The organism is Chryseobacterium sp. PMSZPI, from assembly GCF_002835665.1.
Taxonomy (GTDB): Bacteria; Bacteroidota; Bacteroidia; order Flavobacteriales; family Weeksellaceae; genus Chryseobacterium.
In genome coordinates this window covers 58,445-75,713 of the sequence record NZ_PIZV01000077.1, presented here as the reverse complement: position 1 = coordinate 75,713, position 17,269 = coordinate 58,445, and the positions used below count along the sequence as shown (strand labels likewise).

Sequence of the window (17,269 nt, the reverse complement as noted above, 5' to 3'; positions counted from 1 at the left end):
TGGTTTATTTTAAGATTTTAGTGTTAACAGTTTCTCCTTTGTCTGAAACGATTTTTACAACGTATGAATTTTTAACAGAGTTATTAAGCTCAATTACAAAATCCTTAGATGCATCAACCGCTTTCTTAGAAATAACCAGTTTACCGCTCATATCATAAACTTCAATGTCTGCCTTCTTCCAGTTTGGATCGAACCTAACAATATAATTTGTAATTGATGGATCGTATACAACCAGTGTTCTTGAAGGTGCAACTACTTTCTTATCTTTATTTGCTAATGTTGTTTCATTAGGTGCTCCGTAGTATAAATTAGATTCATCAATATTTACAGGAACAACACCTCCTTGCTTAGCTTCTATTAAATTTCCATTTTCTGCTTTATAATAGAAACCAATCCCAGAAGATAATTGATGTGCACCTGTAGGAATTAATGTACCATTTTCTCTAACTTCAAACTTGTAAGATTTAACTTGATCCAAGTTATAGTTTACTAACTTTACATTTTTACCTTGGAAGTTCGTTTCATTGGCTTCGTTGATATACAACCAATAGTTAGTGTAGTTATTATCATAACCTCCATTTAAAGCTTCTTCAAATGTTCCGATTAGATTTTTACCTGCAGAAGCCTGTACTGTAGTTGCTGCAGATACCTGATGTCCTGTTGTAAATGATGGAGAAACTACATAATATGTTCTTCCAACTTCATTTCCATTAGCATCAAGACCAATAACACCAAGTTGTTTGATAGTTCCTCTATCTATCTTGTTACTATTGACCATTCTAGCTGCGTTCACATTATAATCTGTGCCTGCTGCTCTAGCTGTTTGCTTAAATCTTCTTAATGTATTGAAGTTTAATGTCTGAGCAGTATTATCTCTTAACTTGATTTTAAAAGACTGCATAGGCTTAAGAACTACCAAATCTACATCTCCAACAGCAGGAGCAACTCCGTCACCTGTAGGAACAAAAGTTACAACTCTAGATCCTGTTGCATAAGTAGATCCATTTGGGAGTGTTTTGATTGTACCTGGGTTATATTCAATACCCCAAATATTAGATACTCTGTTTCCGTCCCCATTAGGACCTTCAGTATATCCAATGTTAGATAAATCGATGTTGGTAAGGAAAGGGTTTCCGAACTGATAGAAGTTTTTACCAAATGTTCCTGCCCATGGACTCAATGTAAACTCAAATGAATCATCAAGGTAAGTATTATACTTTTCGTTATAGGCATTGTTGTTGTTACCATTAGGTCCGAAAGTTACATTTCCCCCATTTTGTAAAGTTACCGGACTTGCAATTGGTGCATAAGGTGCTCCGTTAACAGCGAAAACCGTTCCCGAAGTAGGTGCACTTGGATTCCAATCGTTATTGGTCACTTTCAACATATAGTACCCGGGACCATCTGCTGTGGTGGTTGCCAGACTCGTGAAGTGATCAGATACCGCATTGGTATTGTTCCATTTCAAAATTGGATTACCGTATCTTTGGGTATTGAAGTTTTTACCAAGTTCAGTAGATAATGAACTCAATGCTTTACCAGAGAAAGGTAAGGCAACTTGTTGGAAATAATTACCAGTACCCTGGTTTGTAGTCCTATACTCTTTAGTTACAATACCAGTAATATTGGATTGGGAAAGTCCATCAATGTATAACTGACCATAAGTAGAAGTTGCAAAACTAGCTGGAGTATTTAATCTTAAAATAATATTTCCACCGTCAGTTTTAGCTGCTCCGGTAGCGTCTATTGTTTTAAAAGTATCTCCGGCTGCTCCTACAACCATTACATTACCGTGTACATCCAAAACACCATTAGCTTTTGTTTGTACACCTCCACCACTATAAACTAGGGTGCCTTCGCTCACATACATATTAGCCCCAGTGTCTACGTGACATAATATCTGCGCCTGAACAGAATAACTGATTGCTAAAAGACCTATAGCAAATAAACTTTTTCTCATTGTATAAATTATTTGTGTGTTAATACAATCTTCACCCGCAAAGGTATTATTTTTTTCTAATAAAAAAAAATATTTTACTTATTAATCAAAATATTATCTTCAGATAATATGATTTCTTTTTCTTCTCCTATTGAAAACATATAGTCCTCCAGCACCTTTTCAGTAGTTCCTCGTAGTCCTCTGGCTCCCAATCCTTTTTCGATTGTTTCTTCTACAATTTTTTCAATAGCTCCGTCAGTAATAACCAAATTCGTGCCATCCATCTTAAAAAGTTCCACAAATTGATTCACAATTGAATTTTTAGGCTCTTTCATAATTCTTACCAACGTCTCTTTTGTGAGTTTATCAAGGTAAGTAATGATTGGAAATCTTCCTAAAAGTTCGGGAATTAATCCGAAAGAACGAAGATCAATTGCATTAATATTTGTTAATATATATTCATCTTCATCTGCTTTATTGATTTTTTCAGAACTGAAACCAATAGCCTGCTTATTCATCCTTCTTTCGATAATTTCTTTGATTCCGTCAAAAGCTCCACCTGCAATAAACAAAATATTTTGAGTATTCACCTGAATGTATTTTTGGTCCGGATGTTTTCTTCCTCCCTGAGGCGGAACGTTTACAATACTTCCCTCCAATAATTTCAATAATCCCTGTTGTACACCTTCTCCGGAAACGTCTCTGGTAATACTTGGGTTATCCGATTTTCTTGCAATTTTATCAATCTCATCGATAAATACAATTCCTTTTTCGGCTTTTTCTACGTCATAATCTGCCACCATTAATAATCTTGACAGAATACTTTCAACATCTTCTCCTACATATCCTGCTTCTGTTAAGATCGTAGCATCTACAATACAGAATGGAACATTAAGTTCTCTGGCAATGGTTTTAGCTAATAGGGTTTTTCCCGTTCCGGTCTCCCCTATCATAATGATGTTTGATTTTTCAAGTTCTACTTCCCTGTTTTCATCCTGGGCGTGAAGCAATCTTTTATAATGATTATAAACTGCAATTGAAAGTTGTTTTTTGGCCTGATCTTGTCCTATTACATATTGATCAAGAAATTCTTTGATTTCTTTTGGCTTTTTAAGTTCTTCCAAACTATCTGCCGGTGAATATCCTGCTTTGGAAGCTCCGTCTTTTACAATAGCATGTGCCTGCTCTATACAATTTTCACAAATAAAACCGTTCTGCCCAGAAATCAGCATCTGTACTTCATTTCTTTTTCTACCGCAGAAAGAACACTGGTTTGAATTCATATTATATATTATATGTATATGTTAAAGAAAATCGTAAAAAATTACTTTTTTACGATTTTCGTTTTTTAAGAATTAATAATAGAGTTTTGAATCTCTATATATTCTTCGTTCGTTAATTTTAGTCTTTCATTTCTAAAGTTCATGTCTTCCATTTTATTCAAAGGAATCAGATGGATATGAGCATGAGGAACTTCTAATCCTACTACCGCTACTCCTACTCTTACACATGGAATTGCAGTTTTGATCTTCTTGGCAACCTCTTGGGCAAATCCCCAAAGGTTTTTGTATTCTTCACTTTCAAGATCAAAAATCAAATCCACTTCTTTTTTAGGAACCACCAAAGTATGTCCTTTCACCAATGGCATTGCGTCTAAGAATGCTATAAAGTTTTCGTCTTCCGCAATTTTATATGAGGGAATTTCTCCATTGATGATTTTTGTGAATATAGTGCTCATTTTTATAGAAGTTAGAGGTTAGATTTAGAAGTTAGAAATAAAAGGGATAGACTATAGGGTAATGTCTAATACTTCAAAAGATAGTTTGTTACCATTTGGCAAAGTGATTTCTGCAGTTTCACCTACAGCTTTTCCCAACAATCCTTTTGCAATTGGAGTGTTTACAGAAATTTTTCCTGTTTTAAGGTCACTTTCGTTATCCGGCACCAATGTAAATACCTGCTCTTGTTTAGTCGCATTGTTTTTAAGTTTCACTGTCGTTAGGATGGAAACTTTTGAAGTATCTAATTGGCTTTCGTCTATAATTTTAGAAGTAGAAATAACATCTTTCAGCTTGGAAATTCTCATTTCAAGCATACCCTGAGCCTCTTTAGCCGCATCATATTCTGCATTTTCAGACAAATCTCCTTTGTCTCTTGCTTCTGCGATCTGCTGAGTAATTTTTGGTCTCTCTACAGTTTCTAACTGTTCCAGCTCAGCTTTCATTTTCTCTAAGCCTTCCTTAGTTACATAGCTTGCCATAATTTTCAAAATTTAGTTTTAGTATAAAAAAATAATCCGACATTTGCCGGACAATGTTTTACGTGTTATAATCGTTTAATTTTTACAAATATATAAAAATTTAAATTGAAATGAAAAAAACTTTTTCAATCTTATCTATTTTCATATTATTGATTTTCAGTAATTTATCAATAAAGTCTTGTGGAAGCAGGGAAGATACGGTGAGTTGCTTTCCGAATACTCCGATTAATGTTTCCCTCAATTTGAACCTTCCTGCATACAATGCTTTAAACTATGATAATGGTTGGATTTATGTCAACGAACAACAATCCGGTACAAGAGGTTTGATTATTGTTCGTGTTGGGGATTCGTTCAAAGTCTATGACAGAAACGCTCCTCATATATGTCCGGATAATAATACAACACTTGAGGTAAAAGATAATATTGCAATCATCTGCCCTAAGGATAACACAAAATGGATTTTAAGAACCGGACAACCTGAAGCGGGAGCCAAAACGTCCCTTCCACCCAAAACATATCCTTATAGTTTTGACATTGCCACTAAAGTTTTAAATATTTATTATTAGAATAAAAATGAAGATCGTTATACAAAGAGTTTCCGAAGCCAGTGTAAAAGTAGACGGAAAAGTTGTAGGGGAAATCGGAAAAGGCTTAATGCTGTTGGTAGGTATTGATGAAAATGATGAAAAAGATGATGTCGATTGGCTGGTACAAAAGATTTTAAATCTTAGAATCTTTGGTGATGAAGATGATAAACTGAATCTTTCTGTGAAGGACATTTCGGGAGAAATCCTCTGCGTCAGCCAGTTTACACTGATTGCAGATTATAAAAAAGGAAATCGTCCATCATTTATTAAAGCAGCCAAGCCTGATAAAGCAGTTCCATTATTTGAGTATTTCAAAGAAGAAATAGCTAAATCCGGTTTGAAAACCGAAAGCGGAATTTTTGGTGCAGATATGAAAGTCTCATTAATTAACGACGGACCTGTAACAATTGTGATGGATTCCATTACAAAAGCTTAAATTTACAACCTATTATAATTTATCTCAATAATGAAAAAAACCTTAGTTACCTTACTTTTTCTTACAGGAATGAGTTTTTCTTTTGCTCAAAAATCTTACACCGACGAGCAAAAAGCATCTTATTATATCGGGCTGGATATTGCTCAAAATATGAAAAGACAGGGATTTCCTATAGATCCTGATCTTTTGGCGCAAGCTTTTAAAGATGAGTTTTCTGATAAACCAACATTATTCCCAAAAGAAGAAATGGGAACTTTTTTGCAGGGATTTATGCAAAAGCAAAACGAGAAAAGACAGGCTGAAGCAAAGGTGAAAGCCGAAGAGAATAAAAAGAAAGGTGCAGAATTTCTTGCTAAAAATAAATTAAATAAGAAAATAAAAACCACTGCAAGCGGATTACAATATGAAGTATTGAAAGAAGGCGACGGGAAAACCAAGCCTACTGCTTCCAATACTGCCACTGTAACATACACAGGAAAACTAATGGACGGAACTGTTTTCGATTCTACGGATAAAAACGGAGGAAAGCCTATTGAATTAAATCTTTCGCAGGTTATAAAAGGCTGGACTGAAGGAATCCAACTGATGAGTAAAGGCTCTAAATACAGATTCTACATTCCATCAGATCTGGCTTATGGAGATAATGGAGCCGGCGGAGTAATTCCTCCGGGTGCAACACTTATTTTCGATGTTGAATTGGTAGATTTTAAATAATCATTTTCTTGTTCAATCAAAAAGAGGCTGTCTAAAAAGTCAAATAATTTTGGCCATTGTCATTCTGACGCAGGAAGAATCTCATTGATGATCAGTTATTTGAGATTCTTCACTCCATTTCATTTCGTTCAGAATGACACTTTTTAAACAACCTCTTTTTTTTCAATAAACTTTTATAAAATTATTTCGCAGGAACACTGCTGAAATTAAGAGCAACTTTAATGTTCATGTCTGAAGTTGTTTGATTCTTCAATTCATAAACCGTTCTTACTGTAAGTCCTGAACTTTTTACAATACTATCAAGGAATCCTGTGTCGTTCAAATCCAAATTCATACTGGATGAATTGGTAGATATATTGGAGCGTGATGCCACAAGTCTTTCTCCGGTTCCACTGGATGAAACGTAGATTTTAATGGTTTTAAAAGCACTTAAATTTCCTCCTGAAGGTGATACTACGGAAATTTTAGCATCGGAAATTCTTACGTCTTTAATCTGTGCATTATTATTTCCCCCAAACCATGTCTGTACATTGGTAGCTGTTGCCGTTGAGGAAACTTCTTTATCAGCAGGCACTCCTGTAGAAACTAAAACATTCGTTGTGTATGGAAAGGTATTCTGAACCAGCGACTGTACAGTTCCGCAACTTACCAATACGGCTGAGGCGGCCATTGCTGTTAGAACGATATTTTTCATATTTATAAATTTAACTTTAAAGGTAGTTTGCAGAAATTATACCAAATTGAAAGTCTTATTCTACACTTACGGTAAAACTTCCTTGGGTATTTCCTGAAGCCATATTGCTTTTTCCGATGATAAGCCATACTTCACCTTTTCCCGGAGTTTCGTAAGTCATTTCTCTTCCGAAAGGGCCATCATAATCTCCATTAGGAAGTTTAATCTGATTGAAACGGATATTAAAATCTTTTTCTTTTGTTGATATTTTGGCTTTGATATTAGGTCGATCATAATGGGTAAGTTTCAAAACCAACTCCTGATCATCTTTTGTAAATTTCTCTCCGAGCGTGAAAGGAAGTTGAGTGGCATCAGCAGTTCTGATGATCTGACCTTCTTTTTCATTTCTCATTACTCCTTTACGCAAGACTTCTTTAGTAGCAGGAGCATTGTTAATAATTGAATCTCTTTTCTTTAAAGCTACAGAGTCTACTTTATATACAGAATCCGGCATTTCTGTTGCAACGGCTGAATCTTTATCAGATACCATCGGTACTGCAGATTCTTTTTTACAGGAAATGACAATCAATGGAATTAACAATAAGCTTTTTTTCATAATAAATAATTTTAAGGCTGCACCGGGGTACATTCTATTAGATGTTAAGCTTTATAAATGCTAAAACTGTTCCAACTATTTTTCCGGTTTTCCTATACCTCTCGTTTTTTTCATTATCAATTATTTAAGAGTTTGATAATACATTACTTTTGAAAGAACAGGTTTGTTTTTTTCGTATTTAATTTTATTCAACACCCTTTTCCTAAGCTGTAGATCATTTTTCTCATCAGCATATTTCAACAGACTTCTTTCGCTGAAATTAACGGATTCAAAATAATAGTCTAGTGTAAAATCTTTACGTTTCATATTTTCCGACATAATGAGTCCACCCCAATTGATATAACTGCAGACTAAAATTGTTCCATAAAAATACCAGGCCATTGTATTGAAAAGGAATGCATTTCTTTTTTGTTTTTGGATTTTAATAAAGGTTAAAGCCAATCCAATCAGGGACAGAAACAGGAAAGCAAAAACGCCCAATCGTTTATAGGTAAATGCATAATTCATAATGTATTCATAGTTTTTCACAGCGGCTGATAATACCAGGACTGCGTTTAATACAATCCAAATTTTAGCTAACAATTTCATGGAACCTGCCTTAGGATCAAAATTGAACCCGGACTTAAAATAAAACATGATAACCAAAATAGCCATTATAATAGACATGATCACAGCATTTACCCGCTCATGGGTTTCTTCTGAAAGCTGAACAGGTGTTTTAGAGGTTTCATAAAATTGTTCGTAATTGTAAGTGATCAGGAAAAATATCAATAATATATTCAGTAATAAAAAAGACATCACTCCGCTTATTCTCTCTGCATCAAGATCAAGGAAAGAGTAAGTTGCTTTCGGAATTTGAGAATCTTTCTGAAAATCATTATCCAAAATATAATGGTTCTTATAAATTAATCTTTCCACAGTGTAGTTCCAATAATTAAAAGCAATAAAAAATCCTAAAACGGAAAGACAGAATACTTGCCAAAGATTGAGATCCAGTTCATAGTCTGTAAAAAGTGATGCAAAATGATTACTTCCCGAGGAATAAATTCCAAAGAAAACAGATAACAATAAAAGCGGAATCAGGATAAAAGCTAATGTTTTCTGCCATAGTCCGGGCATGTTTCTTTTAGGAAGCCAGGCATCTAATTTAAAAATACGACACAATGAGGTAAAGCAATTTAAGACAAAAACAGGCATGAGAAATAGAATTTTCATGTTTCTGTTCTTAGCCTTATAATCAAGTAAAAGAATTGAACTTACAAGTGCGAGAAAAGATGGAAAGTCTCCATACCAGGCAAAAGCAATGCCGGAAAGAATACTGGTGGTTAAGAGAATATAAAATGTTCTGGTTTTATTTTCAGAATTCGTTTTAAACAAAGTTAATCCTGTATAAATAAGCCCCAAAAGTCCAAGATTCAGCCCTACTTCCTGATCATAGAACAGAATAACAAATAAGACTGTTGTAAAAAATATATAATGATGTGTTTTCATAAGATGTAATTGATTAAAAAAATAGAGGGTTAAAGTTTTAGTGAAGTACAACAGGATCTTTCTGTTGAATAAAATCTCTCACATGTTCAAAATTCTGCCACAGCAGCTCTTCAAAATCCCAATGATGGAAAGCTCTCATATTTTGACCTTTCTGGTAGGACTTGATGTAAATCTTTATATATTCAGGCAAAATTATTGTCCCTAAAACGACTGCTGCCAGAAGATGAGCATTAAGTTTTCCGTTTCCCAATAGCAGATATTGCATGGCAATCTCTTCTTCAAAGTTGGTTCCACAGCCCGTAATCAGATGATGAACATCATGATTTTCCATTTTGGGAATCATTGTAAACCCATGTTTTCTATAAAACTCACCCAATTTTCTACCCAAAGAGTCTTCTTCGAATTCAAGCAATTGTTTTTCATTGAATTGCCATTGTCTTTTTTTCTTTTTAAAGTATTTCCTGTATAATTTTTGAGTTTTATCGTATATAAAAAGCAAAAACTGAACACGTAATTTTTTCATAGTATATGTATTTAAAAAATCAGATTCCAACCTACAAATCTTTCGATCCTTTATTAATTAGGCTTGCGTTAAAGTAAAAACAGTGATTTCGGGGCGTACCATAAATCTTATCTGAAAAGAATGCCCCAGGGCACGATTGATATACAGCATTCTTCCATCTTTCAGATCAATTGCTCCCGAGACATAATCTTTATTTTTCACGGGAAGTATTGGGGTTATAATTCCGGGAATTCTGCATTGTCCACCATGGGTATGTCCGCTTAGAATCCAACCCTGGTATCCGTTCCATATATCCAGATCGCAGGCGTCCGGATTGTGGCAAAGTACAATATTGGCTTTTGAGGAATCATATTCCTTCATTACTTTCAATGGCTGAAATTGAGGTGACCATAAATCCTCGAGTCCGATAAAATGTAAACCGCAGCTTTCTTGTTGTTCATTTTTAAGCATTGTAATTCCTGAATTTGTAAGTGTATCACATACTTTTTCTGAGCATTCAGTATCCTTCCAGTTTTCTCCATAATCGTGATTTCCTAAGATCCCAAAGGTTGCCAAGCTACCCAGAACACAGTTTTCCATTACTTTCTTAAGATCTTCTTGTTCTTGGAGAGTTCCATGATTTACAAAATCTCCTGTATACACTACAAAGTCCGGGTTATATTGTTTTGCTTTTTGAAAAGAATCAATTAAAAAGTTCCAATCGAAGCGGGTTCCTACATGCAAATCGGAAATCTGCATGAGTATTTTCCCTTCTAACGCTTGGGGTAAATTTTTTACAGGAAGTTTTCTTTTGACAAATTCAACCCAAAATGGTTCTACCTGCCACGAATACAATCCGGGGAAAGCTCCCAAAACTGAAATCTGTACAACTTTTTTTAAGAATGTTTTTCTATTCATTTTATTTATTTTAAAACAAAGAACTTTGAATTACAAAGTAAAATTTCAAAAAAATATAGGACTACCGTCCCAATAATTTTTCCAGAGCATCTAAATGTTCAGTAAATGCCTGTCTCCCATTCTGTGTAACCCGATATGAAGTTTTAGGTTTTTTCCCCACAAATTCTTTTTTTACTTCAATATATCCTACTTTTTCCAAAGCGTTGCTGTGACTGGCTAAGTTACCATCCGTAATTTCCAATAATGCTTTCATTTCGGAAAAATCAACCCAGTCGTTGACCATAAGAACGGACATAATCCCCAGTCTTACACGGCTTTCGAATTCTTTGTTGAGTTGATTTATTTTGATCATAATAAGATAATAGTAGCAGATCTTAGGTGCTCATCTATGGAAAGTAGCGACGAAAGAGCTGCAAAGTTAAGTTTTATTTATATTTTTTATGCATTATAAGCCCATAAACAATATGTAAAATACCAAAACCGACAGCCCAAAAAAACAGTCCCCACCCCAGGATAAATGAAGAAATCAATCCCAAAGCGATTTCACAATAGCCTAAATATTTCACATCAGTCAAAGTATATCTTTCCGCACTTACTAAGGCTAATCCATAGAAAATTAAGGTTACCGGAGCAATCCATACAAACAAATGGTGAAAAATAAGTGCAATACAAAAGATTCCACCTGTAACTAATGGTATTGCAAAAGTAATTAACAGGCGTTTGGTTGTTGCATCCCAAATTTTAAGTCCTTTCTTTTTGCTTTTATTAGCAGTAAAAACATATCCACTCAAAACAGCAATTACTAATACAATAAGCCCTGTAACAACCAACTCTTGAACTAAAGCAGGTGTATAAGAAACTCTTCCCCTGAATATGTATTCTGTTTTTGCACTTTCCAAAGCTAAATAAGCATATCCTGCACCAAGAAGCGCAACAACTCCGGCAACAACTCCGGATAATCCACTTAATGAAATAAATCTGGAAGACCGCTCCATCATGGAACGGATATGAGATAAGTCTTCGTGATAATTTTTCGAATCCATAAAAAGAACTTTGAATTACAAAGTTATAATTTATTTTGAACAGGCAAAATATTCTTTAAAATATTTATACTGTACAGTATAACAAAAAACCACTGATAAATTCAGTGGTTCAATATCTTAATAATTAAATGAATTATTTTGCTCTTAATCTTTCTTTAATAGCTTCAATATTTTTCTTTGCAGAATCTTCTAAAATAAGACTTGCACTCATATGGATTCTTGCAGGCATCAATTCATTGAAATGATCCGTTCCTTCCCATGAAACTTTTTTAATTAGTGCTAAGGCCTCATTACTTCTTGATGCTAATGTTTGTAAAAATTTTTCAAGTTTTTCATCCATCTCCTGAATACTGCTTGAAACAGAGTGGTAAACATTATGTTGTTCTGCCCACTCAGCGGACCTGAAATCGGCATCTATTGCCATCGCAGAGAATTGTGATTTACCAATTTTTCTTTCTACATAGGGACCGATGACAAAAGGCCCAATACCTAAATTAATCTCAGTAAGAGCTAATGCTGAATCTTCTGTTGCAAAACAATAATCTGCACCGCACGCAATACCTACTCCTCCACCTGTCGTTTTTCCCTGAACTCTAACGACCACAATTTTGCCACAGTTTCTCATTGCGTTTAAAACTTTAGCAAATCCGCCGAAAAATTTTGTAGAAGCTTCTAATTCTTCAATAGCTAAAAGCTCATCAAAACTTGCACCTGCACAGAAAGCTTTCTCTCCTTCACTTTTTAACAAAATAGCTTTCACCTCATCTTTAGCACCTTCTTCTAAAATAGCCTGAGCCAATTTTTCCAAAATAACTCCCGGAAGAGAGTTACTTTTTGGTGTTCCGAAAGTAATTTCGGCAATATTATTTTTAATTTCTGATGTTACGAATTCGTTCATTTTTATTTTTATTGGATTCTTACAAAAATACTAAATACAGTGCTTTTAGAGAAACTTCAGTAACACAAATTATTGTTGATTTATAAATTAAGCATTACGTAGAAATACTGAATTTATAATTTGGTCATTTCTACTCTTGTCCTATTTTTCTATTCGTTGTTCCTTTGAATCATTCAATCAATATATCGGTAAAATTCGTTCACTAAGAAGCAAAAACTAATATCCAGAATTCACATCAATACTTGTTCCCCAAAAAGATTCTAATTCATGAATGTTTCCCCTTGATGATTATTAAGGGGCTTCATTTTATCTTGTCCATTTATGAAGATGTTCTACCTGAACGTTTCTCTTTAACAATGACTGAAACCTTAATTTCAATAGAATACTTCTACCTTCAACAGTTCTTGTAAAAATTAGATCAGAACTTCCAAACATTTTATCCCAGGTTATTTTAAAAAACTCTGCACTCTTTTTATTTTTTGCAAAAATATCAGGTACAGGATTATAGATATCTTTTTTCACAAAAAGGGACGCTCTTTTTTGCTTCAACAAATATCTGGGATTATCAATCGGAGAAACCAGCTCCTGCAACGTTTGAATAAATTGTGAGTTTTCATATTGACTTCCTCCTTTCAGGTAACAATATGCATCTTTCTCTGAGGAACTTATGATACTCAGTTTTTCAGGAGATGTTCTGATTATATTTTCATGAATAAGTCCTTTCAAAACGACATCACTCAATGAACTAATTTGACTGGCCATATCTTTACATCTTAAATATTGTAACACTGATGTATAAAGTTTCCTGCCATATACAACAAAACCTACTACTCCACCCAAAAGCATAAATAATGAAAAGCTTTTAGCACTATCAATAGAATTAATATTTTTAGACATTAGAAGTAAAAAATCTTTCCAAAATAATAAAATAACTGATATAATAACTTTAGAAAGGTTCCCCATCATCTTTCCTAAATAGCTCATCTTTAAATTTTTCATAAAAGTCATATTTTCTGAGGGAACCTTTATTTCCTCAATTAAAATATTTCCTTTATCCAATGCGGATTTCCAACGTTTGACAAGGTTCGTTCTGTCTTTGGCAAAGCTAAAGGTTACTTGATTAACTTCTGGAATTCTGTTTTCATTTTCTATTATTTTAAGATCCAGTCTTTCGAAATTATTTTCAATAGTAGAGTTATCTTTATTGGAAATTCCCACAAAGGTTTTGAATCTTTTCTTCATAATATTCAGATCTTGGCCTCCATTTTCATGTTGAGAATCGAAGCAGGCAAGGTGCCAAATATTCCCTGTTTTATTAAGCTCATCCTTATCTGTTCTTATAACCCTCCCTCTCATTTGGTTGGAAAGGACGAAGGAGCTCACAAAACTGGCCAAAATCAAAGTATTCATCTTTGGGGCATCCCAACCTTCTCCCAATAATGACTTGGTCCCAATTAAAACTTGAATCCCTCCATTTTGAAAAATTTCTGTAATGATGTATACTATGTCGTGTTTTATTTGTTCAGTAAGCCTGATGATTAGGTAAGCATTATCATAGGTAAGCACAGAAAAAGATATATCCGGTAATCCTTTTTTAGAATAAAAATCATCAAACATTTTTTTTGCTTCAGCCGGAATAATCACCAAGCCCCCTGTAAGAACTCCTATTTTTTTATTTTGAGGATTCTCTCTTCTCAGTTTTTCAAAAATGGGAATAACTCCTATTTTATCCAGAGTCAGAGTGTTTTGAGGCTCATTAGTCAGGTATTCTTTTTTAATAAAATCAGTAAGAATTACCATTTTAAGGTCATCCTTAAGAATAGAAAATTCAAAATCAGTAATTTCTTTTATCGCTTGTAATTTCCCTATACTTGAGTTAAGAATTTGGTTTAAGTCTTTATTATTAAAAAAGCTCAGAACTCGTTTTTCTAAAAACCCATGTCTTTTTAATCTATTTTCCAGATTTGACCTATGTTCTTCATATTCTCTAAAATTAACATTATCTACGATGAGGTAAAAGTCAAGAAGCTCTTCAAACCAAAAGAAATCAAATTCAGGTATATACTTTTGTTGATCTCCAATGATTTCAAAATGAATATCCGGAATCTCTTTTCCTTTGAAGTTAAGATAAACCAAACCAGAAGTGTAGGAAGAGATATTTTCGTAAATCCAATCTAAATGTTCAAGAGGCTTTTGATAGACGGGATGTTGTTCAATAGCATTCAGAAAGTTATAATCACTTTTGATTTCTTCGAAAAAAGCTTGTGCCTTCATGTGATAATACTCAATCTTTTTTTGTTCTTCCTGTGATGGCAATGTAAAATATACAAGATCCTGGTGTGGACAAAGATCCCCTTCAATCATAAGTTCAGGAACGGATATCTCTACATCTATAGGGCCATTCAGTTGAATATATTTTTGCCATTCAGCCCCTGAAACATCAAAAGGAGGTGTAGCAGTAAGAGATACAATCGTTGGATTGATTTCACTTTTCAATTCGATAAGGCTTCTCCACCATGCATTTTTTAAATGATGGGCTTCATCCAGAATAAAAGTACCTACTTTTTGTTTCTTTAATTTCTTTATAATTTCCGAAAGTGGAACTTTAGAAGATTTTTTATTATTATCCTCTTCCTCCTCTTCTGTTTCAGAAGCAGAGTAAATCCCCTGATAGGTAGCAACTGTTATAATACCTGGTTTTTTAATATCTGATGATATCCAGTCAGGAACCTTTTCAACATCGAGAAAGAGTTCACAAAATCTCTGAATCCATTGATTTTTGATCGCCAATGTAGGAGCAATAATCAAAGTAGGCTTTCCGAGCCTTAACATGACTTCTAATCCAAGTACTGTTTTTCCGGAACCCGGTGGTGCAGTAACGTGCAAATGATTATCATTAAGATATTCGTTAAGATGATCCAGAAATTTTTTCTGATAGGTACGCCAATTGTATTTGAAAGTTGTATTTTCAGGAAAAACATTCATAACCCGAATTTAATAAAAAAACAAATCTGGCAACATCAATTTTATTTTTTCAATGCCAAAATGTATTTATCGATATACAACTGTTTCTCTTTCGATTTGTATTGCTGTATATATCGGGGATGTTCCAAAACCGTCATTTTATCAAACAATTTGGCTTCCTTATTTAATATTGAAATAAAATCAGCGTTCTTTTTCCCCAGAATAAAAACTTCAGAAGTGTCAAGGCCCAGACTGATATGCTTTTCTAATGAATCAATCATAAAATTTTTTACAACAGCAAAAAGCTTTTTATCATCGTAGTAATTGGCATTGAGCCATCCATTTTTTGTTTTTCTTACAATAGCCAGGGGAAATGGAGAATTAATATAAACGTCTTTATAAAATAGATCTGCCCCTCCATATTCTGCAATCATATCATACATGAAAACAGAGGACACTTCGTGGGTATGTACCGATTTCATTTGTATACCACATACGCTATCCAATCTTTTGGTATCGGTAAATGGAACTCCTGTAACGCCTGCTCCATGACGGCTTGGATTAATGCCAATCATGAATTTTCTTTTGTTGGAGTCATTATAGTATTTATGATAGAATTTTTGCATTACCATCATTGTTTCAGGGTTATTCAGGTATGGATTAAGTACCTCAAATCCTTCCGGCAATTCGTTTGAGTAGGTAAGGTTTTTATTAAAATCAATGACTTCGTCTGCAAAGGTTTTATTCATGGCAATTATTTCGAAACAATAAGAATATCTTTTATTATATCCATTGGCTTTTACTTTATGATTGAAATTTAATGATAATATTTTTGTACTGCAACGGATCTGAATACTTGATAAAAAATAAAGGTCAAAGTCTTTATCTTTTTCCGTAACTTCGTTTTCAGTGAAAAGAAGATGCTGAAGTTCATTTTATTAACAAAAACTATTAACTTATGATTGGAATTATCATTGAACTTACTATTTCATGGCTTTTACTTCACTTCATCGCCAAAAAGAATCTTTCTGTTTTAGGATTGCGACCTACTGAAAAGAGAATTGTTTATTTCGGAGTTGGCTTTTTATTGGCCGTAATTTCCTGCACATTCTATCATCTTATGACCACTACATTTATCAATAACAGTTGGGTTCTCCATCAACAATTGACAATGAAATCCATATTAATGGGTATTTGGTGGACTTTAAAATCAGTCTTGTTTGAAGAATTGCTTTTCAGGGGTGTTTTATTGTATTTTGCAATTGAAAAATGGGGAAATAAAAAAGCATGTATCTTTTCTGCGATCTGTTTCGGAATTTATCATTGGTTCTCTTACAATGCTTTTGGCAATTTTTTCCAAATGGGAATTATTTTTGTAATGACAGGTATTTTTGGATTGATGTTGGCTTATGCTTTTGCAAAAACAAGATCTCTTTATCTTCCTATCGGGCTCCATTTAGGTTGGAATTTATTAAATATTGTAGTGTTCTCCAACGGTCCGTTGGGTAAGCAATTGCTAATTAAGTCCAACGAGAATCATCTTGAAGGAATAGTTTCTTTGCTTGTTTTTCTATTTCAAATCTTTGCATTACCATTCCTTGTATATTGTTATTTCCGCTTCCTAAAAAATAAGGAAATACCTATTCGTTGAAATATTGAATTTTAGTCTTCATCAGTTTTTAAACCTTTAATAAAAGTTTCAAAGTCTTTGGCAAGAAAAGTCTTTTTATACTCATATTCCTGATCGACATGTACGACTTCAGGTTCTCCGGATTTGCCACATTTAGAATAATCCAGTAAGATCATATCATGTCCTGCAGACGGACAATCACAGATATACACCCCATCATTTGGGTATCCCCACTCTTCTATCATAAATTGGCTACCTAGCTCTCCACAAATTGAATACGTTTTCTCTCTTCCGATTCCCATAATTCCGGTAATGGCAATGTGATCTTCAGCCCAGGAAGTACCTATTGTAGTAGGGAAACTGTCTTTATCTACCAAACCTCCATTTTGAATTCTCATCAGCTCAATATAGGATGCAGGAAGTTTATATCCCAATTCTTCTTCGATTGAAGTAATCAATTTGTCATCCGGAAATTCTTCTATATAATCTCTTTGTGAATAAGTACTTTCATTCCAAAAATTAGTAAAATCAAAGTCTTTGAAAAAGTGTAATTCCATATTTTATTTTTAAATAAATGAGATTGTGATTGTGCTGTAAA

19 protein-coding genes are annotated in these 17,269 nt (G+C 33.8%); 4 read left to right on the top strand and 15 right to left on the bottom strand.

Going from position 1 to position 17,269, the window contains the following annotated elements:
- Positions 1-4 precede the first annotated feature (4 nt).
- From CW752_RS16110 to greA, 4 genes are all read right to left on the bottom strand, one after another.
- Positions 5-1,960, bottom strand: coding sequence for a T9SS type A sorting domain-containing protein (locus CW752_RS16110; protein WP_101240722.1), 1,956 nt, complete (start codon positions 1,958-1,960; stop codon positions 5-7).
- Positions 1,961-2,034: 74 nt separating this feature from the next.
- Positions 2,035-3,222: an ATP-dependent Clp protease ATP-binding subunit ClpX gene (clpX, locus tag CW752_RS16105; protein ID WP_101240721.1), complete on the bottom strand. Its 1,188-nt coding sequence runs from the start codon at positions 3,220-3,222 to the stop codon at positions 2,035-2,037.
- Between the two features lie 65 nt (positions 3,223-3,287).
- On the bottom strand, positions 3,288-3,677 hold the full coding sequence (locus CW752_RS16100; RefSeq protein WP_101240720.1) for an HIT family protein: 390 nt from the start codon (positions 3,675-3,677) through the stop codon (positions 3,288-3,290).
- A 51-nt stretch (positions 3,678-3,728) separates the two neighbouring features.
- Complete coding sequence (gene greA / locus CW752_RS16095) at positions 3,729-4,199, bottom strand: transcription elongation factor GreA (RefSeq protein WP_101240719.1); 471 nt, start codon at positions 4,197-4,199, stop codon at positions 3,729-3,731.
- Between the two features lie 110 nt (positions 4,200-4,309).
- Here greA and CW752_RS16090 point away from each other — a divergent pair, with 110 nt between their 5' ends.
- The 3 genes from CW752_RS16090 to CW752_RS16080 are packed head-to-tail and all read left to right on the top strand — an operon-like array spanning position 4,310 to position 5,936.
- The gene (locus CW752_RS16090; RefSeq protein ID WP_101240718.1) at positions 4,310-4,765 is read left to right on the top strand and encodes a hypothetical protein; all 456 of its coding nucleotides are present in this window, start codon (positions 4,310-4,312) and stop codon (positions 4,763-4,765) included.
- Positions 4,766-4,772: 7 nt separating this feature from the next.
- Positions 4,773-5,222 (top strand): D-aminoacyl-tRNA deacylase, encoded by a 450-nt coding sequence (gene dtd / locus CW752_RS16085; RefSeq protein ID WP_101240717.1) that lies wholly within the window; start codon positions 4,773-4,775, stop codon positions 5,220-5,222.
- A 30-nt stretch (positions 5,223-5,252) separates the two neighbouring features.
- Positions 5,253-5,936: an FKBP-type peptidyl-prolyl cis-trans isomerase gene (locus CW752_RS16080; RefSeq protein WP_101240716.1), complete on the top strand. Its 684-nt coding sequence runs from the start codon at positions 5,253-5,255 to the stop codon at positions 5,934-5,936.
- A gap of 181 nt (positions 5,937-6,117) precedes the next feature.
- On the opposite strand, the gene CW752_RS16075 is transcribed toward CW752_RS16080, so the two are convergent.
- The 10 genes from CW752_RS16075 to CW752_RS16030 form a co-directional block, all read right to left on the bottom strand.
- Positions 6,118-6,630 carry a hypothetical protein gene (locus CW752_RS16075; RefSeq protein ID WP_101240715.1) on the bottom strand — a complete coding sequence of 171 codons (513 nt, stop codon included), beginning with the start codon at positions 6,628-6,630 and terminating at the stop codon, positions 6,118-6,120.
- A 55-nt stretch (positions 6,631-6,685) separates the two neighbouring features.
- The gene (locus CW752_RS16070; protein ID WP_101240742.1) at positions 6,686-7,225 is read right to left on the bottom strand and encodes a hypothetical protein; all 540 of its coding nucleotides are present in this window, start codon (positions 7,223-7,225) and stop codon (positions 6,686-6,688) included.
- Positions 7,226-7,345: 120 nt separating this feature from the next.
- On the bottom strand, positions 7,346-8,716 hold the full coding sequence (locus CW752_RS16065; protein ID WP_101240714.1) for a DUF4173 domain-containing protein: 1,371 nt from the start codon (positions 8,714-8,716) through the stop codon (positions 7,346-7,348).
- 37 nt (positions 8,717-8,753) lie between these two features.
- On the bottom strand, positions 8,754-9,239 hold the full coding sequence (locus CW752_RS16060; protein WP_101240713.1) for a Coq4 family protein: 486 nt from the start codon (positions 9,237-9,239) through the stop codon (positions 8,754-8,756).
- A gap of 57 nt (positions 9,240-9,296) precedes the next feature.
- Positions 9,297-10,136, bottom strand: a complete 840-nt coding sequence (locus CW752_RS16055) for a metallophosphoesterase (RefSeq protein ID WP_101240712.1) — start codon at positions 10,134-10,136, stop codon at positions 9,297-9,299.
- Positions 10,137-10,197: 61 nt separating this feature from the next.
- Positions 10,198-10,488: a winged helix-turn-helix domain-containing protein gene (locus CW752_RS16050; protein ID WP_101240711.1), complete on the bottom strand. Its 291-nt coding sequence runs from the start codon at positions 10,486-10,488 to the stop codon at positions 10,198-10,200.
- A gap of 73 nt (positions 10,489-10,561) precedes the next feature.
- Positions 10,562-11,179 (bottom strand): hypothetical protein, encoded by a 618-nt coding sequence (locus CW752_RS16045; protein WP_101240710.1) that lies wholly within the window; start codon positions 11,177-11,179, stop codon positions 10,562-10,564.
- Between the two features lie 133 nt (positions 11,180-11,312).
- Entirely contained in the window at positions 11,313-12,077 is a 765-nt protein-coding gene (locus tag CW752_RS16040; RefSeq protein ID WP_101240709.1) for an enoyl-CoA hydratase/isomerase family protein, read from the bottom strand.
- A gap of 306 nt (positions 12,078-12,383) precedes the next feature.
- On the bottom strand, positions 12,384-15,062 hold the full coding sequence (locus CW752_RS16035; RefSeq protein ID WP_101240708.1) for a DEAD/DEAH box helicase family protein: 2,679 nt from the start codon (positions 15,060-15,062) through the stop codon (positions 12,384-12,386).
- A gap of 41 nt (positions 15,063-15,103) precedes the next feature.
- The gene (locus tag CW752_RS16030) at positions 15,104-15,790 is read right to left on the bottom strand and encodes an SMUG2 DNA glycosylase family protein (RefSeq protein WP_101240707.1); all 687 of its coding nucleotides are present in this window, start codon (positions 15,788-15,790) and stop codon (positions 15,104-15,106) included.
- A gap of 209 nt (positions 15,791-15,999) precedes the next feature.
- Between CW752_RS16030 and CW752_RS16025 the strand changes: the two genes are divergently transcribed.
- Complete coding sequence (locus CW752_RS16025) at positions 16,000-16,692, top strand: CPBP family intramembrane glutamic endopeptidase (RefSeq protein ID WP_101240706.1); 693 nt, start codon at positions 16,000-16,002, stop codon at positions 16,690-16,692.
- A gap of 11 nt (positions 16,693-16,703) precedes the next feature.
- Here CW752_RS16025 and CW752_RS16020 read toward each other — a convergent pair whose 3' ends face one another.
- Positions 16,704-17,228: an SMI1/KNR4 family protein gene (locus CW752_RS16020; protein ID WP_101240705.1), complete on the bottom strand. Its 525-nt coding sequence runs from the start codon at positions 17,226-17,228 to the stop codon at positions 16,704-16,706.
- Positions 17,229-17,269 lie beyond the last annotated feature (41 nt).